The sequence below is a fragment of the Pseudoalteromonas sp. SWYJZ12 genome (assembly GCF_015864395.1).
GTDB classification, from domain to species: domain Bacteria; phylum Pseudomonadota; class Gammaproteobacteria; order Enterobacterales; family Alteromonadaceae; genus Pseudoalteromonas; species Pseudoalteromonas arctica.
Map to the genome: position 1 here is coordinate 111,476 of NZ_JADYXH010000004.1, position 22,560 is coordinate 134,035.

Sequence of the window (22,560 nt, forward strand, 5' to 3'; positions counted from 1 at the left end):
CTAAAGATGTTAAAAAGAGGAGTCTAACATTTTTAAGCTATATTGGCTTTTTAAGAAGTGTAAATAGTCGGTGTAAGGCAGTGCTTTTGCGTATAAATAACCTTGGGCGTAGTCAGCGTTCATATCTTTGAGTAAGTGATGGATTTCCTGGGTTTCTACCCCCTCAATTGTTATTGATAAATTGAGGTTATGCGCCATATCAATGGCTGTTTGTACAATAACCTGGTGAGTAGGGTTATTAGGTAAATCAAAAACAAATGACTTATCTATTTTAAGTTCACTAAAGTGATAATTGACTAAGTAGCTAAGTGACGCATAGCCTGTCCCAAAGTCATCCAGTACTACTTTAATACCTAATGCGGTTAGCTCATCAACTAACTTTATAAGTGCATCTTGGCTATCTACGAAGGCTGATTCGGTTAGTTCAAATTTAAGTAACTGTGCCGGCACTTGGTATTTAATTAAAATATTTTCTACTTTTTCGGCTAAGTTATTTATAGTTAAGTTTTTAGCGCTTAAATTTACGCTAATTGTGTGCTCGTTATAGCCATTTTTTGTAAGCTTGACTATGTCTTTACAGGCTTGCTCTATTACCCACAGTGTTAGCTCGTTAATAATGCCTGTGTGCTCAGCAAGTATTATTAGTTCTTCAATTGATAAGTTGCTGTAAGTTGGGTCGGGCCAACGTAATAAAGCTTCAGCACCACTTACGTGGTTACTTAATAAGTTTATTTGAGGTTGGTAATAAAGTGCCAGTTGATTTGTTTTGATGGCTTGTTGCAGCTTAGCGGCTAGAGCAACGTCCATCATTAGATTATTACCGTTTGACGATGACCCAACTTGATTAACGCTACCTTTTGCTTTTTTAAGCGCTAAATATCCACGCTTTAACCAATATTCAAAGTCGTTACTCTTACCTGCACTACTAATACCTATACTGTAACTAAGCTGCAGGTTTAGCCCTTTAATTTCATATTGTTTTGGTAGGCTGCTAATTATTTTAGTCAGTAGTGCTTCTAGCATTTCTTGGTTTTGTGTTTTAGTAGAAATACAGGCAAATACGCCACTGCTTAAATCGGCTAAGCGTGGGCTGGTGTTTAAATCTGTTTCGAGGTTTGTAAATTCGCGTTCATGGCTGAGTTCTAATTCAAGCTCTTTGGCTACATGCTTTATAAGTGTGTAGCCCTGAGAAGAGGTAATAATTGTATTGAGCGAATTAAAGTGACGTATTTTTATTAAACATAAAGTTGTTGAGCGGTTTTGGCTTTGTAGCGCCATAAATGCTTGTTTTAGCTTGGAGCTATTAAGTAACTTTGTTTGTTGTGTGTGCGTGGCATGGTAAAGCGCACGTTCGCGCTGATACCTTACTCGGTCAGCTAACGCCATTGCCATTAAAATAACTTCGCACAAAATAGCCATTAAAAAGGCATGGCGGGAGGTAAAGCTATAAGCCAAAAAGCCGGTGAGCTCCATAGGCTGTATTACCGCACCAAATATCAGCGGTATCCACGAGAGTACATAAAACTTAGCCCACCTAAAGCCGCTACGTAGCTTGTTATAAATTAAAATAATACAAACAACGTATAAAAGTGCCATTACACAAAAAAACAACGGGGCTGCAATGTACTCAGGAATAAATAAACTAGCTATAGCCATTACTGACATAAACAAAAGCAGTTTTACGCTCATTTTGTATCGCCAGCAATTGTCCTTGTGATAGCGTAAAAACATAGTACAAAAGGCGAGAGTGAAAAATGATATTGCGTAGTTAAAAAATATGACTTTTTCGTGAATATATAACTGCCATTGCACTGGCCATAAATAAAATCCAAAACCAAGCACTGCACCCAATAAGGTTAACGCACTAATGATATAGCCAATATAAATTAAATAAACACGGTCTTTTATGCCAAAATAAAGCACCAAGTTATAAAGCGCAGCCATCAATAGCACGCCTACAAAAATACCCCAGATCCCAGTTTGAGAGCGCACTAAGTCAATAAACTCTTTATCACGATATAAGTTTACTGGTGTTTTACTTATGCCGACTGTGTCTATTTTCATTACTAGGCGCTGTGACGATTTTCTTTCTACTAAAAAACGAATATGCGGTACGCTGTATTCAAACAAAGAGAGGGCTTCTTCTTTATCGCCGAGTTTGTATGTTTCAATTAGTTTGTTGTTTTTATCGAGGCGATAAACCGTAAGGTGATCGACCATAGGGTTGTCAAAATGTGCCACAACATTTTGCTTGTTAAGGCTTTTATTTTCTAAATCAAGAAACAACCAATAGTTTTGCTGGCTAAAACTCCATGGAACATCTGAAAATGGTTGATGAGTAAGTAATTCAGGTTGGTTAATGATGGTATCGAATGTTTTAGTTTTGGTTTCGTCAATATAGTAGGCGTAATCGAGGTACATTGGAGCCGTTTTATCAATTGTATATCGTGTAGGCACGACAAGGTTTGATGCCAATGTACTGATTATAAAAAATATAAATATCAGTATGGCAACAGCAATTGCATGGTAACGTAAAGTTCTTAGTTCCAACGTTAATTTACTTTTAAAAAACCTTTTAATTAGTGTAGCACTAAAAAAGCGCAGATAAACTGCGCTTTTGTAGTTAAATTAACTGGTTATACCAATGAATAGGTATTACAGGCTATTGCTCACGTGCAATAGCACGGTAAGCTATATCAGTACGATATTCCATACCATCCCAGCTAATTTGTTTAACAAGCTCATAGGCGCGCTGCTGCGCTTCTGTAACAGTGTTACCAAGTGCTGTTGCGCATAATACGCGACCGCCTGCGGTTACAACGTCATTGCCACTTTGCTTAGTACCCGCATGAAACACTTTTTCACCCGCAGGGTAATCAACTTTTAGCCCCGAAATTACATCACCTTTAGGGTAATCACCAGGGTAACCTTTAGCTGCAAGTACAATACCAACGGCTGCGCGTGGGTCAAACTTAATCGTTGTTTTATCAAGTTCTACACGGTTAGCAGCTTCAATCAATTCAACTAGGTCTGATTGTAAACGTAGCATCATTGGTTGAGTTTCAGGGTCGCCAAAGCGACAGTTGTACTCAATTACTTTAGGGGTACCTGTTTCGTCAATCATCAAACCTGCGTATAAAAAGCCGGTGTACGGATGGCCTTCGCTTGCCATGCCTTCTACCGTAGGGTAGATCACTTCGTTCATAATACGCTGGTGGATTTCATCCGTAACAACTGGCGCTGGTGAATATGCACCCATGCCGCCAGTATTAGGACCTGCATCACCATTATATGCACGTTTATGATCTTGGCTTGTTGCAAAAGGTAATACGTTTTTGCCATCAACCATTACAATGAAAGACGCTTCTTCACCCTCTAAAAATTCTTCAATAACAACACGGCTTCCCGCATCGCCAAAAGCATTACCCGCAAGCATATCGCGAATAGCATCTTCGGCATCGGCTTCCGTCATTGCTACAATTACGCCTTTACCTGCAGCTAAACCATCTGCTTTTACAACAATTGGCGCGCCTTTTTCTTTTAAATAAGCTAGGGCTGGGTCAATTTGTTCAAACGTTTGATAATCGCCTGATGGGATATTGTGGCGCGCTAAAAAATCTTTAGTAAACGATTTAGAGCCTTCAAGCTGGGCTGCGCCTGCCGTTGGGCCAAAAATAGCCATGTTATGTTCACGAAACTTATCAACAACACCCAGTACTAACGGTATTTCTGGACCTACAATAGTAAGCTCTACCTTGTTTTGCTGTGCAAAACTAAGTAAACCCTCTAAGTCGTCAACGTTTATTGCTACGTTTTCAAGTTTTGGTTCAAGTGCAGTACCTGCATTACCAGGGGCTACAAATACAGTATTTACTTTGGTGTTTTGAGCGGCTTTAAACGCAAGTGCGTGTTCGCGGCCGCCGCTGCCAATGACTAAAACATTCATGGCGAAAATTCCTATTTAAAGCGGTTTCTTAAATTTCAGCGTCATGCGGTCGCTTTCACCAATGGCTTTATATTTGTCAGCATCTTGTTCGCCGAGTCTTAAGCTTGGTGGTAGCGTCCATACACCTTTAGGGTGATCGGCTGTATCTTTTGGATTTGCATTTATTTCACTGCTTGCTACTAATTCAAACCCAGCTTGCTCAGCAAGGTCTACTACGTAGCTCTGCTTCATATAACCTGATGTTTTTTGATCTTCGTCAGCACGCTCTTCAGCTAAACGGTGTTCAACTAAACCTAATGTACCACCTGGTTTAAGGGCTTTATAAAAAGCTTGGAATGCACTTAATGCACCGCTTTTATCTTTGCCCATATACCAGTTATGCACATTACGGAAAGTTAAAACCATATCGGCACTGCCAGCTGGCGCAATATCTAAATGTGTTACAGGTGCAAACTCAGTAATTTTAACGCTACTAAAGCGCTCATCTTCAGCTACTTTTTGTTTAAAGCCCGCAAGAGAGCGTTGGTAGTAGCCAACTGATGAATCAGCAGGAAAGTGCGCGGCATAATAAGTGCCTTGCTCTTTTAGTGCTGGCGCTAAAATTTCACTATACCAACCACCGCCTGGCGCAATTTCAACAACTGTCATAGTTGGTTTAAAGCCAAAAAATGCCAGTGTTTGAGCTGGGTGACGATATTCGTCACGAACGCTGTTTTTAGCGCTACGTTCGCTTGATTGAAGTGCATGCTCAAGGCTCGATTCGTGGTTATGGCTAAGCGCCATAGTCGATGTCATCGTTAGTGTGGCTACAAGTAGCGATTTTAGCGCAAATTTCATTGTTTGTTCCTTCACATTATAATTTTAAATAGGTTATTGAATAATCAGAATACGTGAATTTATAGCAAACAAAAAGGGTTAAACCAACGTTTAACCCTTTGTGTGATTAGTGGCGGAAATGGCGCATACCAGTAAGTACCATTGCCATGCCAGCTTCATCAGCAGCTGCAATCACTTCTTCATCACGCATTGAGCCACCTGGCTGAATTACCGCAGTAATACCTGCGGCTGCTGCTGCGTCAATTCCATCACGGAATGGGAAGAACGCATCAGACGCCATAACTGAGCCTTTAACTTCAAGGTTTTCGTCTGCAGCTTTTATGCCTGCAATTTTAGCTGAGTATACGCGGCTCATTTGGCCTGCGCCTACACCAATGGTCATACCGTCACGGGCATAAACAATTGCGTTTGATTTAACAAACTTAGCTACTTTCCAACAAAATAGTAAATCTTTAAGTTCTTGCTCTGTAGGCTGGCGCTTAGAAACAACTTTTAAGTCGCCTTGCGTTACCATGCCTAAATCGCGGTCTTGAACTAAAATACCGCCGTTAACGCGTTTAATATCTTGGCCAGCTGCTTTACCTGTCCACTGTCCACATTCTAATAAACGAACGTTCTTTTTAGCTTCAACAATTTTTGCAGCGTCGCTCGAAATACTAGGTGCGATAATGACTTCAACAAACTGACGATCAACAATTGCTTGTGCAGTTGCTGCATCTAGCTCTCGGTTAAAGGCAATAATGCCACCAAATGCTGATGTAGGGTCTGTTTTAAAAGCGCGCTCGTATGCTTGTAGAATATTGTCCCCAATTGAAACACCACACGGGTTAGCATGTTTTACAATTACGCACGCAGGTACGTCAAATTCTTTAACACATTCAAGTGCTGCATCGGTATCTGCAATGTTGTTAAACGAAAGGGCCTTACCTTGCAATTGAGTTGCTGTTGCAACTGATGCTTCAGCAATGTCACTTTCAACATAAAAAGCAGCATCTTGATGTGAGTTTTCACCGTAACGCATATCTTGCTTTTTAGTGAACTGCATATTGATAGTACGTGGGAATTTAGTCTCTACAGCAGCTTCCTCGGTGTAATCAGGAACCATTTTACCGAAGTAGTTAGCAATCATGCCATCGTATGCGGCAGTGTGCTCGTAAGCCGCAATCGCTAAGTCAAAACGTGTTTTATACGTAGTAGAGCCATTGTTGTTTTGCATTTCGCTAATAACACGGTCGTAGTCGCTCGCGTTTACCACGATTGTTACGTCTTTGTGGTTTTTAGCGGCTGCACGAACCATTGTAGGGCCGCCAATATCAATATTTTCAATAGCATCTTCAAGGCTGCAGTTTTCTTGAGCGACTGTATTCGCAAAGGGGTATAAGTTAACTACAACTATGTCGATAGCAGAAATGTTGTTATCTGCCATTACGCTTTCATCTTGTCCGCGACGGGCTAATATGCCGCCGTGAATTTTTGGGTGAAGAGTTTTTACGCGACCATCCATGATTTCAGGGTGGCCTGTGTGATCTGATACTTCAGTCACTTTTATGCCGTTATCAGCAAGTAGTTTACATGTGCCGCCAGTTGATAATATATCAACGCCTTGCGCTTCTAGTGCGCGGGCAAATTCAACAATACCGGTTTTATCAGACACACTTAATAGTGCGCGACGAATGGGACGATGAGTATCCATTGTAGTTTGATTTCCTCAGTTAATGAGCTAGCTTAGAAGCGGGCATTTTAACTGATTACAACTCAAAAAACGACTTATAAAGCGCCGATGAGGGTGAGCATTTTGCAACACGGCTATTAAACTACGGGCATAAAAAAAGCACCCTAGGGTGCTTTTTTAATAATTAGCTGTGATAAATCACAGCCAGCATATTAGTTCATGCCGTATTTTTTAAGCTTTTTACGTAAAGTACCACGGTTGATACCTAGTAAAATTGCTGCACGAGTTTGGTTACCACGTGTATATGTCATCACTTCTTCAAGTAATGGCGCTTCTAGCTCTGAAAGAACAAGGTCGTAAACGTCTTGCACATCTTGACCGTTAAGCTGCTTTAAATAGTGGTGAACAGCTTTTTTTACTGCATCACGCAATGGCTGCGGTTTCTCGTGTGACTGAACATGAGGGTTAGTGATAAATGGAGAAGTCACGTTTTGTTCGAACATTATTAAGTCTCTTTCTTTCTTAGTTAGCTGCTAGTGTTTTAAAGTATTGCTCTAATGCGACGACCTGTGCTTGTGGGTTGTCGAGCGCATTAAATACTCGCCTAAACTGACCATCACTGTCATGGGTTTGCAAATACCAAGATACATGTTTGCGAGCAATTCGCGCTCCCATTGGCTCACCGTAAAACAGATGGAGGTTTGTTAAATGCTCCATTAAAATACTGCGCACCTCTGCAATAGCAGGCGGCTGTAAGTGTTCCCCAGTTCGCAAATAGTGGTCTATCTCCCTAAATATCCAAGGGCGACCTTGGGCGGCTCGGCCAATCATAATGGCATCTGCACCCGTATAGTCTAAAACCTGTTTTGCTTTTTCTGGTGATGTAATATCACCATTGGCAACAACAGGGATCGACACTGAACGTTTTATATCCCTAATCGTGGCGTACTCAGCATCACCTTTGTACATACATGCGCGCGTACGCCCATGTACAGCAAGTGATGCAATGCCATAACGTTCAGCTATTCTCGCAATCTCTACACCATTACGGTTATCCGGATCCCATCCTGTACGGATTTTAAGTGTCACAGGTATATCAACAGCATTAACGACTGCATCAATAATCTCTTCCACAAGTTCAGGAAACTGTAATAAGGCAGAGCCTGCGAGTTTCTTGTTCACTTTTTTTGCTGGGCACCCCATATTGATATCTATGATCTGTGCACCGTTAGCAACATTGAATTGTGCGGCCTGCGCCATAAGCTCAGGATCTGCTCCTGCAATTTGCACAGCGCGTATACCCGACTCACCGCTGTGATCCATACGGTTCATCGACTTTTCCGTTTTCCAAACCTTAGGATTAGACGATAGCATTTCAGAAACAGCTAGCCCTGCGCCTAAACGACGGCAAAGTTGTCTAAATGGTCTGTCTGTAATGCCAGCCATTGGCGCGACAATTACATTATTCTCAAGTTGGTATTTACCGATACGCACTATATTCAATAGGCCTCTTTTCAAGGGGCGCTAAGTTTACGGTTTTTTTCACAAAAATCAAAGGCTATAAATTGAACAAAAGTAACTTTTTTTTGCCCTTTTCGTATTGACATTTGATAACCACATGACAAGTAGGTTGATTTGTTTGAAATTTATACAAGTTTTATTTTTTACACAATAATCAGAAAACTTTTAATATGTAAAAAAATAGTAAAGCCTGTTAAATACAGGCTTTACATGCAGGTTTTGAGTTAATGCTCTAAATTTGGTTGTGCAGTTTATTACGCTTTTTTAGTGCCACTTACTCGAGTCCAATCACCTTCAACGGCAATGTCATCTAGTTCAATAAACGGTGCATAAATATCAGCAACTGATTGTGCTTGTTCTTCTAAAATACCCGACATGGCAATTTTTCCACCTGGCTTTAATAAACCTAAAATTACACTGTGCAATTCGCGAAGTGGCTGGGCTAATATATTTGCCACTACTATGTCGGCGGTAAACTCAGGTTGGTTTTCTGGAAGGTATACTTCAAGTTTGTCTGCAACGCCATTACGGTTAGCATTATCGAGGCTTGCCTCAAGCGCTTGAGGATCAATATCAATCCCAATCATGCGCTCTGCGCCTAGTTTTATAGCTGCAATACCTAAAATGCCTGAGCCACAACCAAAATCAACAACCGTTTTACCTGTTAGATCTTGGCTTTCTAACCACTTAAGACATAAGGCCGTTGTTGCATGTGTGCCCGTACCAAAGGCAAGGCCAGGGTCAAGCAGTACATTTACTGCATCAGGATCTGGAATGTCGCGCCAGCTTGGACAAATCCATAGCCTTTCACCAAATTGAATAGGGTGGAAGTTATCCATCCATTCACGTTCCCAGTCTTTATCCTCAAGCTGCTCTATTTTGTATACTAAATTGTCTTTTAGTTCATCATGGCGTTTCAATAACGCAACGACTTCATTCATATCGTGATTAGCTTCAAACAAGCCAATTACTGTTGTATCAGCCCAAAATACAACGGTGCCAATTTTGGGTTCGTAAATAGGGGTGTCTTTTGCGTCAATAAAGGTTACTGAAGCACTACCCGCTTCCATTAATAGGTCACTTACTGCATCTGCTGTTGCAGCATTGGCGTTAATACGAATTTGGATCCAAGCCATGATTATTTCCTTCAAATAGAAAAAAGGCCGCTATAGCGGCCTTTTTAGTTTATATAGTAGCGCTAAATTATTTAGCGTCTAAAAAGCTTTTCAGTAAATCTGAGCGAGAAGGGTGGCGTAATTTACGCAGCGCTTTCGCTTCTATTTGACGAATACGTTCACGTGTTACGTCAAACTGTTTACCTACTTCTTCTAAGGTGTGGTCGGTATTCATATCAATACCAAAACGCATACGTAGTACTTTAGCTTCACGGGCTGTTAGGCCTGCAAGTACATCGTTAGTCGCGCCACGAAGAGACTCCATTGTTGCCGAATCAATTGGCGAATCAATAGTTGTATCTTCGATAAAGTCACCTAAGTGAGAATCTTCATCATCACCGATTGGTGTTTCCATTGAAATTGGCTCTTTAGCAATCTTAAGTACCTTACGGATTTTATCCTCAGGCATCATCATGCGTTCTGCTAATTCTTCTGGATTTGGCTCACGACCCATTTCTTGTAACATTTGACGAGAAATACGGTTAAGTTTATTAATCGTTTCAATCATATGTACTGGAATACGGATTGTTCTTGCTTGGTCAGCAATAGAGCGAGTGATTGCTTGACGTATCCACCACGTAGCATAAGTAGAGAACTTATAACCACGGCGATATTCAAACTTATCAACTGCTTTCATCAGACCAATGTTACCTTCTTGAATTAAATCCAAGAATTGTAAGCCACGGTTTGTATATTTTTTAGCTATTGAGATTACAAGACGTAAGTTAGCTTCAACCATTTCTTTTTTTGCACGGCGTGCTTTCGCTTCACCAATGCTCATTCGACGGTTAATGTCTTTAATACGCTCAATGCTTAAACCTGTTGTTTGTTCAATAACAGATAGTTTATTAATGCTACGAATGATTTCTGGCTTAACTTCTTCAAGTTTAGCTGAATACTTTTCGTTACCTGAAATTTCTAAATCTACCCATGAAGCGTCAGTTTCGTTGTTAGCAAAATGCTTAACGAATGTTTTCTTCGGTAATTTAGCAATTTGTACAGCTTGTTTCATGATTAGACGTTCTTGAACGCGAACACGATCCATCATTTCACGCATGTTATTTACCATGCGGTCAAACTGTTTAGGTATTAATTTAAAGGTTCTGAAAAGCTCACCAATTTCAAAAATGGCGGCTTGTGATTCAGGATGCGAACGACCTTTAGCTTCAAACGTATCACGTGCTTTATTGTATAAATCACGTAAATTTTCAAAATGAATGCGCGCTTCTTCAGGATCTGGCCCTGTGTCTACTTCTTCTTCATCTTCGTCATCGCTATCAGCATCATCTTTGTCATCTTTATCGTCATCAAGTTGCTTAGCACTTAATTCTGAACCGATATTAGTTGCTGAAATTGGCGCTGTATCTTCATTAGGATCGATAAATCCAACGATGATATCGCTTAAACGCATTTCTTCAGCTTCAAACTTATCCCACTGCTCTAGCAGGTAAGTGATTGCTTCAGGGTACTCTGCAACAGAAATCTGTACTTGGTTAATGCCTTCTTCGATACGTTTAGCGATTACAATTTCGCCTTCACGTGTAAGAAGTTCAACAGTACCCATTTCACGCATGTACATGCGAACCGGATCCGTTGTACGGCCGATTTCTTTTTCTACAGTCGCAAGGGCTGCAGCGGCAGCTTCAGCTGCGTCTTCGTCTGTCGTTGTTTCTTGCATCATTAATTCATCAGCATCAGGCGCGTTTTCGCTAACCTTGATACCCATATCATTAATCATGCTTATGATATCTTCTACTTGATCTGAGTCTATAATGTCTTGTGGAAGGTGATCATTTACTTCTGCAAAAGTTAAGTAGCCTTGCTCTTTACCTTTTTGAATCAGAAGTTTTAATTGTGACTGAGGAGTTGGATCCATAGAGATTGTTTCTTCCACTCTGATAAGTTGATACAACAGGCGCCATCATGTAGTTTGCATTAAAGCCAACTAGAATAATGTGACGCAGTGAATAGCACAGTATAACAGTTTAAATCAATTTTGACTAGGGTCTGTTGGTCTTTCAGGATTAAAGTTTGTTCTATCCAAGGGTGGTTTAATCGCGGCGCGAGGTTTGTAACCTAGTGGGCTAAGTAAAAACCGAGCAACAAAGAGTAAACCTCCCTTGGGTCGAACCCAAAGGGCAGCGCGTGTTTGGCATTTATGCTGCGTTATCGCCTATTTATGTGGAATAACCACACTACATAGGCTCTGCCTTGTCTAAATACCAAACACACTGCTGTAAACTTAACCTCGAAAGATAAACAGACCCTAACTGTTAGTGGCTTTTAACGCTGTCATTAACAAATGACACTCAAGTCTTTCGTCGCTACTAAGGCCTTGAGTCTTGTCCTTTATTAATAGGGTCTCGAGTCGATAATTTAAACACTGATCTTCAATAAACTTGAAAGTATTTTTAAAAACCGTCTCTAAACGCTCTTCATTTATGTCGTGTTGCCACGTTGCAAGCTTGATTAAGGGCTCGTAATCTTCAGTTCCTCTAAAAAATTCGAGTAGTTGCGCTGTGGTAATGCTTTCTTTTTCTAAAGCTTGCTCTTGTAAGCGTAATAATAGCCCTATACCAGCAATATTCATTTGTGCGAGTTCAGGCAAATATGGCACATTTTTAGCCAAATTAGGATGTTGAATTAAAATACCAATCGCTTGACGCATTGGTGTTATTTTAAACTTACGTTCAATCGAATGCTGTTGCTTTGGGGTTTTTAAACGGTTATTTAATTGCTCACGTGTTCTTCCGATTAAACGCCCTAATTGTTCAAGAATGTTTTCTTGATAAAATTCACTTGGGATTTTTTCAATGAGTGGAAGTGCTGCACTGAGTAATTTAGCTTTTCCTGAGTCGAGTGTTAAATCAACTTCTTGGCTTAATTTATTAAACAATACTTTGGTAAAGTCATCTGCTTGGCTTAGGCGCGATTCGAATTGCTCCTTACCTTCTTTTTGTACAAGAGAGTCAGGGTCTTCGCCATCGGGTAAAAAAGTAAATTGCAGTGCTTTACCGTCATTTAAATAAGGAAGTGCGTTTTCAAGCGCCCTCCAAGCTGCATCACGGCCAGCTCTGTCGCCATCGTAACAACAGATTACTTTATCTGTTGTTCTAAACAGCGTATGCATGTGCTCGCTTGTTGTTGCGGTACCTAGTGATGCAACGGCATATTCAATCCCTTGCTCGGCTAAGGCAACAACATCCATGTAACCTTCCACAACCATTACATGCTCAAGTTTTTTATGGGCTTGCTTTGCTTCATAAAGTCCGTAAAGCTCAAAGCCTTTATGAAAAATTCGGGTCTCTGGCGAGTTTAAATATTTTGGCCCTTGGTCGGCTTGCATTACACGCCCACCAAATGCAATAACGCGTCCGCGTTTATCGCGAATAGGGAACATTAATCGGTCGCGGAAAAAATCAAATTGTCTGCCTGGTGTTTTTTCTGAAGCTAGCTTTAATTCAACTAATTGCTCTTTTTGTTCTTTATTACGGCCAAGCTGAAGACATAATCCATCCCATTCGCTGGGGGCGTAGCCAATCATAAACTTTTTAACTGTTTCACCACTTAAACCACGGCCTTTTACATATTCAATAACGGCGGCAGAATTACTGTGGTGTTTTAATTGGTGCTGATAAAAGCGCGCAGTATGAAGCATTAAATCGTAATCAGAGCGCTTTTGCGCAGCAGTACGTTCTGGTGCTGAGTTTGTGCCTTGTTCTCGAGGTACTTCTAAGTTAAGCATGCTTGCTATTTCTTCAATAGCATCTACAAACTCAAGCTTTTCATACTCCATTACAAACGAAATAGCATTACCATTAGCGCCACAACCAAAGCAATGATAGAACTGTTTGTCTTGCGATACGGTAAATGAGGGCGATTTTTCGTTATGAAATGGGCAACAAGCTTGATAATCCTTACCTGCTTTTTTTAGACCTACTTTTGAGTCTATCAGGTCGACAATATCGGTTCTGGCAAGTAAATCGTCTATAAAGTTACGTGGGATCTTTCCAGCCATTAGTAAAATACAGTCCTGAAATAATAAGAAGAATAACGAATATGAAATTTACTTTTTTATACTTGCTTGATGCAGAGTATAACGTGCTTTAACTTACCAAAATGATAACAAAATAAATAGGGAAGCTATAAAAAATTTCATTTTAAAGTAACCTAGTAGGTGTACTTTTTATTAAAGTTAAAAACAAAGAAACCGAGCGCAAGGCTCGGTTCACTTCAATCATACTTTAATGTATGTGGGAGTATTAGGCAGTTAATCGTTGCTTAATTAAACCAGAGATTTTGCCCATATCGGCACGACCTTCGGCTTTGCTTTTGATTATACCCATTACTTTACCCATGTCTTGCATACCTGCTGCGTTAGTATCAGCAATAGCCGCATCAATGAGAGCAATGATTTCTTCTTCACTCAATTTTTGAGGTAAGAAAGTTTCAAGCGCCACTATTTCATTGGCTTCAATATCAGCTAAATCATCACGCCCAGCATCTTTGTACTGAGTGTAAGAGTCACGACGTTGTTTAACAAGCTTCACTATAACGGAGGTAATACCTGCGTCGTCTAGTTCTATGCGCTCGTCAATTTCACGTTGCTTGATTGCAGCAAGTACCATACGAATAGGGTTAAGACGTTGTTTGTCTTTAGCTCTCATCGCATCTTTTTGCGCATCTTTTAGCGTTATTAAAAGGCTCATTTATACAAGACCTAATATATTAGTATAATTTAACGCGACGTGCGTTATCACGAGAAAGTTTTTTCATGTGACGTTTTACTGCAGCAGCTTTTTTACGCTTACGCTCAGCTGTTGGTTTTTCATAGTGCTCGCGACGACGAACTTCTGAAAGGATTCCTGCTTTTTCACATGAACGCTTGAAGCGACGAAGTGCTACGTCAAACGGTTCGTTCTCTCTTACTTTAATTACTGGCATTAAAAATTCACCTACCTAAATTATGAGCGTTGCTCAAGTTGATCAAACATTGATCAAGTGGTTCAAAAATGGTGCGGTATTGTAATCCGAAGCAACACCACATGTAAAGGACAATATTAACAGAAACGCATCATGTAAAACAGTATTAATTTGCTTGGCGCTGGTAGAGTTTGCAAAACACTTGGCCTGCCTTTTTTTCTTTAATTAACAACCAGTTGCTCGGGTTCTTGAAGGTGGTTAACTCTGTTTCTACTTCAACATAAATTAATGCATCATCGCTTAACCATTGGTTTTTTTCTAATAAATCGCAGGTTGTTTGCGCTAAATCTTTACGAAATGGTGGGTCAACAAATACAAGATTAAACGCTTCGTTTGTGTTTTTTTGCTCTAAAAAGGAGAGTGAATTAGTATGTTTAACGTATGCGTTGTCGAGCTTTAAAGTGCTAATGTTTTGTTCTAATTGCTTGGCAGCTGACGAGTCGAGCTCGATAAATGTGGCGTTTTTTGCAAATCGAGATAGCGCTTCAAATCCTAACCCACCAGAACCTGCAAAACAATCAAGTACATTTGTGTCACGCGTATCTTGCATTAGCCAATTAAATACAGTTTCTTTAATTCGATCGGTAGTAGGTCTTAAGCCTTCTACATTTTTAACAGGGAGTTTTCGGCCTCGAAATTGGCCACTAATCACTCTAATAAAGCCATCACTGGGCTTGTTAGTAGCTTTATTTTGCATTGTTTTTTTTCTCATTTAGCTCACTAAAAAATGGTATATGGTATCTAGCTCAGATAATATTATGGGTGATTACGTGTAGCTTCATTTTTCAACCGTATTAAAAGTGTTACTATTGAACACTTACGTTTTGAATGGTTGTATTTATTAGCAACTATTGCTGGGCATTGCCAAGCTATTTCAAATTTTAGTTTATCAGATTTTTATAAGTGGTTATTAGCAAGTATGACAAAAAAAAGTAAATTCATGTCGTGGCTCGGTTTTGGCAAGTCAGATAAAAAAGAAGCAGAGCAAAAAGCAGCCGCTGATAAACAACAAGCATTAGCGCAAGAAGAAGCGCAGAAGCTAGAGCAAGAAAAGCTTGCGCAGCAGGCTGAAACTGAACGCTTACAAGCAGAAGCCGAAGCAGAGCGCTTAGAGCAGGAGCGTATTGCTGCTGAACAAATTGAAGCTAAACGTTTAGAGCAAGAAAAGCTAGCACAGGAGCAAGCTGAAGCTGAATGTTTAAAAGCAGAAGCCGAAACAGAGCGCTTAGAGCAGGAGCGTATTGCTGCTGAACAAATTGAAGCTAAACGTTTAGAGCAAGAAACGCTAGCACAGGAGCAAGCTGAAGCTGAACGTTTAAAAGCAGAGGCCGAAACAGAGCGCTTAGAGCAGGAGCGTATTGCTGCTGAACAAATTGAAGCTAAACGTTTAGAGCAAGAAAAGCTAGCACAGGAGCAAGCTGAAGCTGAACGTTTAAAAGCAGAGGCCGAAACAGAGCGCTTAGAGCAGGAGCGTGCTGAAAACGCAGAAAAGATTGCAATTGAGCAGGCCAATGCTGAATTACTTGCAAAACAACAAGCTGATGCAGAAGCGCAAAGACAAGAATATGCACAACGTTTAGCCGATCAAGAAACGCAGATGCAATTAGAGCAAGAGCGATTGGCTGCAGAAAAAGTAGAGACTGAGCGACTAGATCAAATACGCCTTGAAAAAAAGGATGAAGCTGTAAAGGCTGAAAAGCTTGCAATAGAGCAAGCGAATGCTGAGTTATTAGCAAAAGAACAAGCAGATGCTGAAGCACAAAGACAAGATCAAGCAAAACGTTTAGCAGAACAAGAAGCGCAAATGCGTTTAGAGCAGGAGCGCATTGCTGCTGATAAAGCAGAAAGCGAGCGCTTAGAACAAGAACGTATTGCGGCTGAAAAAACTCAGAGTGAGCGTTTAGAGCAAGAACGCATTACTGCTGAAAAAGTAGAAAATGAGCGTTTAGAGCAAGAACGTATTGCTGCTGAAAAAGCTCAGAACGAGCGCTTAGAGCAAGAGCGCATTGCGGCTGAGAAAGCAAAAAACGAGCTTTTAGAGCAAGAGCGCATTGCGGCTGACAAAGTTGAAAATGAACGTTTAGAACAAGAACGTATTGCGGCTGAAAAAGCAGAAAATGAACGTTTAGATCAAGAGCGCATTGCTGCTGAAAAATTAGAAAATGAGCGTTTAGAGCAAGAGCGCATTGCAGCGGGAAAAGCAGAAAACGAGCGTTTAGAACAAGAACGTATAACAGCAGAGCTTGCAATTGAAGAAGCTAAAAAAGCAGAAAAGCCGAAAAAAGAAGGGTTTTTCTCTCGTCTTAAAAAGGGCTTGTTAAAAACTCGCGTTAATATAGGTTCTGGTTTTGCATCTATTTTTAGTGGTAAAAAAATAGATGACGAATTATTTGAAGATCTTGAAACACAGCTGCTCACCGCCGATTTAGGCGTTGATACCACCATGAAGTTGATTGATAGCTTAACTGATGCTGCAAACCGTAAGCAGTTAAAAGATGGTGATGCGCTTTATGAGTTAATGAAACAAGAAATGGCGGCGATGCTAAAAACGGCTGAACAGCCTTTAGTAATTACCAAAGATAAAAAGCCATTTGTTATTTTAATGGTGGGCGTAAATGGCGTTGGTAAAACAACGACTATTGGTAAGATGGCTAAGCAATTTCAAAGCGAAGGTAAGTCGGTTATGCTGGCTGCTGGCGATACGTTTAGAGCGGCTGCTGTTGAGCAACTTCAGGTTTGGGGTGAACGTAACAGCATTCCTGTTATTGCACAGCATACGGGTGCAGATAGTGCATCGGTTGTTTTTGATGCATTCCAAGCTGCAAAAGCACGTAATATAGATGTGTTAATTGCAGATACAGCGGGTCGCTTGCAAAATAAAGATAACTTAATGCAAGAGCTTGAAAAAATAGCTCGTGTTATGAAAAAAATTGATCCTGATGCGCCGCACGAAGTGATGTTAACCATTGATGCTGGCACAGGTCAAAATGCAATTAGCCAAGTGAACTTATTTAATCAATGCGTTGGCTTAACTGGTATTACGCTTTCAAAACTTGATGGAACTGCAAAGGGTGGTGTTATTTTTGCGGTTGCAGATAAGTTTAATATTCCAATTCGTTACATTGGTGTTGGTGAAGGTATTGATGATTTACGCGCTTTTAAAAGCGATGACTTTATTGATGCGTTATTTAGCCAAGATGAGGACGACGTTTAATTTACCAAAAGAGGGAGCTTGCTCCCTTTTTAATTGCGAGGAATACCAATTTTATTAGTAAACTAATTGAATTGGCATAATAAAAAGATGATAAATTTTCAGCAAGTAAGTAAGACTTATCCTGGAGGGCACCGCGCCCTCGAAAAAGTTAATTTTCATGTTAAACCGGGTGAACTTGCCTTTTTAACCGGCCACAGTGGTGCGGGTAAAAGTACGTTGCTTAAGTTAATTAGCTTAATGGAACGTCCATCGGCAGGCAGTGTATTTATCAACGGTGTTGATTTAAATAAAGTAAACTCGCGTCAAATTCCTTATGCTCGCCGTGATATAGGTATTATTTTTCAAAACCACCGTTTACTAGAGCGCTATACTATTTTTGATAACGTGGCACTGCCTCTTATTATTGAGGGTACTCACCATAAGCAAATAGCTAAACGTGTTCATGGTGCGCTTGATAAAGTAGGCCTGATAGACAAAATAAAATGTCATCCGTCTATGCTCTCTGGAGGCGAGCAGCAACGTGTTGGTATTGCCAGAGCAATCGTAAATTCCCCGCCAATTCTGTTAGCCGATGAGCCTACAGGTAACCTAGACCCTGAGCTTTCAATGGAAATCCTAAAGCTGTTTGAGGACTTTAATAAACACGGCACCACTGTTCTTATAGCGACGCATGACTTAGGTTTGGTTGCACGTATGAAGTACCGCAGTCTAACCTTAAAAGATGGCCGCATGCTTCAAGATCCGCTCGCTGAGGGAGCACTATGAGTTTACTTTTTAAAAGTCGTCAAAATAGTAACGACAAGCAAAAAAAATCAGTATTAGCTGGCGGTTATTTTTTCATTATTAATATTTTTCGCCAAGGTGTTCATAGCTTAGGTGAAATGTGGCGTACGCCGCTTGCATCTATGATGACTATTGCTGTACTTGGTTTGAGCCTAACGTTACCTGCAACACTTTATCTCGTTGTTAAAAACGTCCAGCAAGTAAGTAGTGGTTTTGAAGAAGCGAGTGAAATATCGTTGTTTGTAAAAGAAAGTATGAACGAGCAAGAAACGCAAACATTAGTAAAGCGTTTAGCACTTTATCCAGAAGTGGAAAGCGTTGAATTTATATCAAAGCAAAAAGCATTAACTGAATTTAAAGACGTATCTGGCTTTGGGCAAGCTTTAGAGTACTTAGATAAAAACCCATTACCTGATGTGGTACTTGTTACTCCTACAAAACGTCACAGACACCCAAATGCCGCTAAAGTACTGCTAACTAAATTAGAAAGTGAACGTGAAGTTGATTTTGGTAAGCTCGATATAGCGTGGCTAGAGCGTTTAAATGCATTACTAGATTTACTGAAAGAAAGTGTAATAACCATCGCATTATTACTGCTTACCTCAGTGACGCTTATTATTGGTAACACCATCCGTTTGTCGATCATGGATAAAAAAGAAGAAATACAAGTAATGAAGCTAGTCGGCGCAACTAACACCTTTATACATGCCCCATTTTTGTGGACCGGTATTTGGTATGGTGTAATAGGTGGTTTATTTGCCTTTATATGCGTAGGACTAATGATGTGGTGGCTTTCAAGCGCTGTGAGCAGTGTAGCGGGTGTGTATCAAACAAGCTTCTCGTTAATTGGATTATCGCTTAATGAGCTCGGCTTTTTAGTGTTACTTGCAACAAGCTTAGGATTTGTAGGCTCGTACCTTTCTGTAAATCGATATATTAAAGAAATAGAACCCGATAAAGTATAAAAAATCCTGCAAACTATAAGTGAACCAACCCAGCTTGATATGCGTATCGTACCGAACTGGGTTGTACCTCCTGTTATTAAAACTGTCATATTTATGTACTATCCTCCCATGAAGTAATGAGTTGTAAATAAGGTGATGCAGCGAGGTTAACCTGCTGCAGCCCCTCAATTCATCACTTATTCAGTCGCTTGTAGTAGACTAAACACATACTAAAAACTGCTTGATTTATACTTTAAAAAAGTTTTAAATTGGGGTTAGCACTCTTAAAGAAAGAGTGCTAAGATAGTTTCAAATGTTTATCACCGAGGTGAAAAATGAGTAAAGATTTATACGCAATGGCACTTACAGTCGGACAACAAAGCGCAAGCATGGACGGTTACCTTCAAGCGGTAAGCACTATTCCTATGCTTAAAGTTGAACAAGAGCAAGAACTTGCTAAAAAACTTCAGGAAGAAGGCGATCTTAGTGCTGCCAAGCAACTCATTATGTCGCATTTACGCTTTGTAGCGCATATTGCTAAAGGCTACTCGGGATACGGCTTACCACAAGCTGACCTTATTCAAGAAGGTAATATAGGCCTGATGAAAGCGGTTAAGCGTTTCGACCCTAATGTGGGTGTGCGTTTAGTATCGTTTGCAGTGCATTGGATTAAAGCCGAAATTCACGAGTTTGTGCTTAAAAATTGGCGCATAGTTAAAGTTGCAACCACTAAAGCGCAACGTAAATTGTTTTTTAATCTTCGTAAAAATAAAAAGCGTTTAGGTTGGTTTAATCAAGCTGAGGTTAGTACCGTTGCTAGCGAGCTAGGTGTGAGTGAAAAAGAAGTACGTGAAATGGAATCGCGCATGAGCGGCCAAGACATGGGCTTTGACCTAACGGGCGACGATAACGACGACGCACCAACAAGCACGTACTCTCCAGTACAATATTTAACAGATGGCGCAGCTGATTTAGCTGACGACGTTGAACAAGAGCAGTGGAAAGAGCAAGCGCATACTCGTTTATTTAGCGCACTTAAAACACTAGACGAGCGTTCACAAGATATTGTTAGCGCACGTTGGTTGTCTGATGATAAGGCGACTCTTCAAGAGCTTGCACAAAAGTACAGTGTATCTGCTGAACGTGTTCGCCAGCTTGAAAAAACAGCGATGAAAAAGTTACAAAGCGCTATGAGCTAATATTGCTCAAGCAGCAAATTTAAAAGCCCTGCATTAAAATGCGGGGCTTTTTGCTTTCGCGTAGGTTGGTTTGAGCGAAGCGAAACCCAACGATAAAATATCTAATCAAGTAATACCGATGCGCTGCATATTGAATGGTTAGTTTATCATTCGGATATAGCTTTATTTAAAGCTTATATCACCGAGCACTAATCTCTTTTCCCTCAGCTTGCGCCAACTGAATGTATTTACGCTCAACCAGCTGCGAAACCGGCACGAGCTCAAAACCTTGCTTAGTTAGCTCGGGTAAGGCATGACGTAAAAATTCGATTGTTTCTGGGTAGGGATGAGCAATTGCAATAGCGGAATTATGGATGGTGGCTAGTTGTTTTAATTCTTCAAGCCTCAGCTGGAGTTGTTCTGGTGTAGTTATATTGTCTAAGAACACTTGGCGACTAATATTAGCAACACCTAAAAAGTTAGCAGCATTTTGTGCTTGGCTTAACTCGGTTGTACGGCTATCTAAAAAATATAAATGGCGCTTTTTAAGTACTTCCATTGTCCACTTCATAGCTTGGCTTTTTTGCGTAAGCGCTGAGCCCATGTGGTTATTAACGCCCTTTACTTGCGGTAAACTAGCGAGAGCTGTTCCTAGAGTTTGCTGAAGCTGCTCTTTATTCATATTTAAAGTAAGCGCGCCAGGTCCGAGTTCTTTACCGTTAAGTGCCTGCATAGGTACATGAAGTAATAACTCTTTATTTGATTGACTAGCAAGCGTTGCAAAAATTTGCGAATAAGGAGTATGGGGCAAAATTGAATACGACAATTGCCCTGGTAAGGAAAGGAACTCTAAGTCCCGTTGATGATAGCCTATATCGTCTATCACTATTGCTATTTGTTTAGCGCTAATTGTTGTTGAGCTAAAACAAATAGCTAATATTAGCCATTTTATTATTTTCACGTTTATAGTTTTTATTATCTTTTTAGCTTTGTTTAACAGCTTATACAAGCTATTGCATGCTGAGTAATTGTTTTGCTTTAACTAATTGTAAATCTGCTAAGTTACCAGTAAGTAATTGCGCTTTACTGTTAGTGTGTTCATTTTTTATTATAACGGCTTTATTACTTTGTGAAAGGTTTGTTTGATTAACCGCCACATCTGGGGTTATTCCTATACCATCAATCGATTTACCTAACGGTGTGAAGTATTTAGCTGTGGTGAGCTTTAATGCAGTGTTGCCGTCACCTAGAGGAATGAGCGATTGTACAGAACCCTTCCCAAAAGATTGACTGCCAACAACGGTTGCTCGTTTATTATCTTTTAGCGCTGCTGCAAGTATTTCGGCTGCAGAGGCTGAGTTTTCGTTTATAAGCACAACAATGGGGGCATTTTTTAGAATGTCTCCACGCTTTGCATAAAATGCTTGGTTGGCATCGTAAAAACGTCCTTTAGTAGTCACTATAGTGCCACTTTGTAAAAATAGGTCTGATACCGCTACTGCGCTTTGTAATGTACCCCCTGGGTTATCACGTAAATCAATTACTAAGCCTTTAAGTGGGTAACCAAAGTGGCTTTGCAGGGCAGCAACTTGCAGAGCAACCTCATGTAATGTGTGGTTAGAAAAATTATTGATAGCTATATAACCAGTACCAAAATCTAGAAGTTCGCTTGTTACGCTTTCGAGGTTTATTTGGCGGCGTGCTACATGAAACGTGAGTGGGTTTTTATTGTTATCACGACTTATAATTAGCTCTATATTTGAAAATTTACTGTCTCTTATTAGTGTTGCTACTTCATCGATTGTACGGTTTTGGGCTGCTTGGTTGTTTACACTGACAATAATATCGCTTGGCAAAATACCCGCTGCTTTTGCGGGGGAGTTATTAACTACATTAACAATAGTCATATTCTCGTCGATATTTTTAACCTCAATACCAATACCTGTATAGCGCCCGTTTGTGTTATCAAATAATGAGGTTAGTTCGTGCTCATTTAAGTACTTAGAGTAAGAGTCGAGCTTTGAATATAAGCGCTCAAACTGTTGGCTATTATATTTAATGTGGTGGCTATTTTGTAAGGTGAGATCTTCAACATAGTAGGTATGGATGTTAAAGAGTATTTCGTCTATTTGTTGTCTTTTAAGATCTTTAATCGAGCTTGCTAGTGCGTTACTAGAAAAAGCGATTAAGGTTAGTAGTACAAGTAAATACAGACTTTTATAAAAGCCTGTATTTTTTTTATCAATAGTAATTACTGCAGTTTTTTTAGTTGTCATCAGCTGCTCCAGAGCGGTGCAGCGATTTATT

At 40.2% G+C, this 22,560-nt stretch carries 18 protein-coding genes; 4 read left to right on the forward strand and 14 right to left on the reverse strand.

The genetic code is table 11. The annotated features are described in order from the left end of the window. Positions 1-9 precede the first annotated feature (9 nt). The 12 genes from I6F42_RS06980 to rsmD form a co-directional block, all read right to left on the reverse strand. Positions 10-2,550, reverse strand: a complete 2,541-nt coding sequence (locus tag I6F42_RS06980; protein ID WP_010553371.1) for an EAL domain-containing protein — start codon at positions 2,548-2,550, stop codon at positions 10-12. Positions 2,551-2,662: 112 nt separating this feature from the next. After that, positions 2,663-3,946, reverse strand: coding sequence for a phosphoribosylamine--glycine ligase (gene purD, locus I6F42_RS06985; RefSeq protein WP_197151590.1), 1,284 nt, complete (start codon positions 3,944-3,946; stop codon positions 2,663-2,665). Positions 3,947-3,961: 15 nt separating this feature from the next. Continuing rightward, on the reverse strand, positions 3,962-4,783 hold the full coding sequence (locus I6F42_RS06990) for a class I SAM-dependent methyltransferase (RefSeq protein ID WP_149593807.1): 822 nt from the start codon (positions 4,781-4,783) through the stop codon (positions 3,962-3,964). A gap of 106 nt (positions 4,784-4,889) precedes the next feature. Beyond that, positions 4,890-6,476 carry a bifunctional phosphoribosylaminoimidazolecarboxamide formyltransferase/IMP cyclohydrolase gene (gene purH / locus I6F42_RS06995; RefSeq protein ID WP_007586526.1) on the reverse strand — a complete coding sequence of 529 codons (1,587 nt, stop codon included), beginning with the start codon at positions 6,474-6,476 and terminating at the stop codon, positions 4,890-4,892. A 191-nt stretch (positions 6,477-6,667) separates the two neighbouring features. Next, complete coding sequence (gene fis / locus I6F42_RS07000) at positions 6,668-6,958, reverse strand: DNA-binding transcriptional regulator Fis (protein WP_002957804.1); 291 nt, start codon at positions 6,956-6,958, stop codon at positions 6,668-6,670. A 19-nt stretch (positions 6,959-6,977) separates the two neighbouring features. Then, positions 6,978-7,949 carry a tRNA dihydrouridine synthase DusB gene (dusB, locus tag I6F42_RS07005; protein WP_010553368.1) on the reverse strand — a complete coding sequence of 324 codons (972 nt, stop codon included), beginning with the start codon at positions 7,947-7,949 and terminating at the stop codon, positions 6,978-6,980. 281 nt (positions 7,950-8,230) lie between these two features. Continuing rightward, complete coding sequence (gene prmA, locus I6F42_RS07010; protein WP_010553367.1) at positions 8,231-9,112, reverse strand: 50S ribosomal protein L11 methyltransferase; 882 nt, start codon at positions 9,110-9,112, stop codon at positions 8,231-8,233. A gap of 67 nt (positions 9,113-9,179) precedes the next feature. Further along, entirely contained in the window at positions 9,180-11,027 is a 1,848-nt protein-coding gene (rpoD, locus tag I6F42_RS07015; protein ID WP_007586533.1) for an RNA polymerase sigma factor RpoD, read from the reverse strand. 390 nt (positions 11,028-11,417) lie between these two features. After that, positions 11,418-13,169 (reverse strand): DNA primase, encoded by a 1,752-nt coding sequence (gene dnaG, locus I6F42_RS07020; protein WP_010553366.1) that lies wholly within the window; start codon positions 13,167-13,169, stop codon positions 11,418-11,420. A gap of 244 nt (positions 13,170-13,413) precedes the next feature. Next, entirely contained in the window at positions 13,414-13,860 is a 447-nt protein-coding gene (locus I6F42_RS07025; RefSeq protein ID WP_007586535.1) for a GatB/YqeY domain-containing protein, read from the reverse strand. Positions 13,861-13,879: 19 nt separating this feature from the next. After that, the gene (gene rpsU / locus I6F42_RS07030; protein WP_002957797.1) at positions 13,880-14,095 is read right to left on the reverse strand and encodes a 30S ribosomal protein S21; all 216 of its coding nucleotides are present in this window, start codon (positions 14,093-14,095) and stop codon (positions 13,880-13,882) included. Positions 14,096-14,240: 145 nt separating this feature from the next. Continuing rightward, complete coding sequence (gene rsmD / locus I6F42_RS07035; protein WP_033012751.1) at positions 14,241-14,846, reverse strand: 16S rRNA (guanine(966)-N(2))-methyltransferase RsmD; 606 nt, start codon at positions 14,844-14,846, stop codon at positions 14,241-14,243. Positions 14,847-15,053: 207 nt separating this feature from the next. On the opposite strand from rsmD, the gene ftsY reads away from it, so the two are divergent. The 4 genes from ftsY (at position 15,054) to rpoH (ending at position 20,274) form a co-directional block, all read left to right on the forward strand. Beyond that, a complete protein-coding gene (ftsY, locus tag I6F42_RS07040; RefSeq protein WP_096058075.1) occupies positions 15,054-17,348 on the forward strand; it encodes a signal recognition particle-docking protein FtsY in 2,295 nt (764 codons plus the stop codon). An 87-nt stretch (positions 17,349-17,435) separates the two neighbouring features. Next, on the forward strand, positions 17,436-18,113 hold the full coding sequence (gene ftsE, locus I6F42_RS07045; RefSeq protein WP_007582842.1) for a cell division ATP-binding protein FtsE: 678 nt from the start codon (positions 17,436-17,438) through the stop codon (positions 18,111-18,113). Next, entirely contained in the window at positions 18,110-19,096 is a 987-nt protein-coding gene (gene ftsX / locus I6F42_RS07050; RefSeq protein ID WP_007582840.1) for a permease-like cell division protein FtsX, read from the forward strand. The genes ftsE and ftsX overlap by 4 nt, the downstream gene beginning before the upstream one ends. A 314-nt stretch (positions 19,097-19,410) precedes the next feature. After that, positions 19,411-20,274 (forward strand): RNA polymerase sigma factor RpoH, encoded by an 864-nt coding sequence (rpoH, locus tag I6F42_RS07055; RefSeq protein ID WP_197151591.1) that lies wholly within the window; start codon positions 19,411-19,413, stop codon positions 20,272-20,274. Between the two features lie 178 nt (positions 20,275-20,452). Here the strand turns inward: rpoH and I6F42_RS07060 are convergent, their stop codons facing one another. After that, positions 20,453-21,214 carry a divergent polysaccharide deacetylase family protein gene (locus I6F42_RS07060; RefSeq protein WP_096058074.1) on the reverse strand — a complete coding sequence of 254 codons (762 nt, stop codon included), beginning with the start codon at positions 21,212-21,214 and terminating at the stop codon, positions 20,453-20,455. A 49-nt stretch (positions 21,215-21,263) separates the two neighbouring features. Further along, complete coding sequence (locus tag I6F42_RS07065) at positions 21,264-22,529, reverse strand: S41 family peptidase (protein ID WP_010553362.1); 1,266 nt, start codon at positions 22,527-22,529, stop codon at positions 21,264-21,266. Between the last annotated feature and the right edge of the window lie 31 nt (positions 22,530-22,560).

Excerpts from the sequence above, each read along its gene's own strand:
- purD (WP_197151590.1), bottom strand. The coding sequence starts at position 3,946 with ATGAATGTTTTAGTCATTGGCAGCGGCGGCCGCGAACACGCACTTGCG.
- I6F42_RS06990 (WP_149593807.1), bottom strand. The coding sequence starts at position 4,783 with ATGAAATTTGCGCTAAAATCGCTACTTGTAGCCACACTAACGATGACA.
- purH (WP_007586526.1), bottom strand. The coding sequence starts at position 6,476 with ATGGATACTCATCGTCCCATTCGTCGCGCACTATTAAGTGTGTCTGAT.
- fis (WP_002957804.1), bottom strand. The coding sequence starts at position 6,958 with ATGTTCGAACAAAACGTGACTTCTCCATTTATCACTAACCCTCATGTT.
- prmA (WP_010553367.1), bottom strand. The coding sequence starts at position 9,112 with ATGGCTTGGATCCAAATTCGTATTAACGCCAATGCTGCAACAGCAGAT.
- rpoD (WP_007586533.1), bottom strand. The coding sequence starts at position 11,027 with ATGGATCCAACTCCTCAGTCACAATTAAAACTTCTGATTCAAAAAGGT.
- dnaG (WP_010553366.1), bottom strand. The coding sequence starts at position 13,169 with ATGGCTGGAAAGATCCCACGTAACTTTATAGACGATTTACTTGCCAGA.
- I6F42_RS07025 (WP_007586535.1), bottom strand. The coding sequence starts at position 13,860 with ATGAGCCTTTTAATAACGCTAAAAGATGCGCAAAAAGATGCGATGAGA.
- rpsU (WP_002957797.1), bottom strand. The coding sequence starts at position 14,095 with ATGCCAGTAATTAAAGTAAGAGAGAACGAACCGTTTGACGTAGCACTT.
- rsmD (WP_033012751.1), bottom strand. The coding sequence starts at position 14,846 with ATGAGAAAAAAAACAATGCAAAATAAAGCTACTAACAAGCCCAGTGAT.
- ftsY (WP_096058075.1), top strand. The coding sequence starts at position 15,054 with ATGACAAAAAAAAGTAAATTCATGTCGTGGCTCGGTTTTGGCAAGTCA.
- ftsE (WP_007582842.1), top strand. The coding sequence starts at position 17,436 with ATGATAAATTTTCAGCAAGTAAGTAAGACTTATCCTGGAGGGCACCGC.
- ftsX (WP_007582840.1), top strand. The coding sequence starts at position 18,110 with ATGAGTTTACTTTTTAAAAGTCGTCAAAATAGTAACGACAAGCAAAAA.
- rpoH (WP_197151591.1), top strand. The coding sequence starts at position 19,411 with ATGAGTAAAGATTTATACGCAATGGCACTTACAGTCGGACAACAAAGC.
- I6F42_RS07065 (WP_010553362.1), bottom strand. The coding sequence starts at position 22,529 with ATGACAACTAAAAAAACTGCAGTAATTACTATTGATAAAAAAAATACA.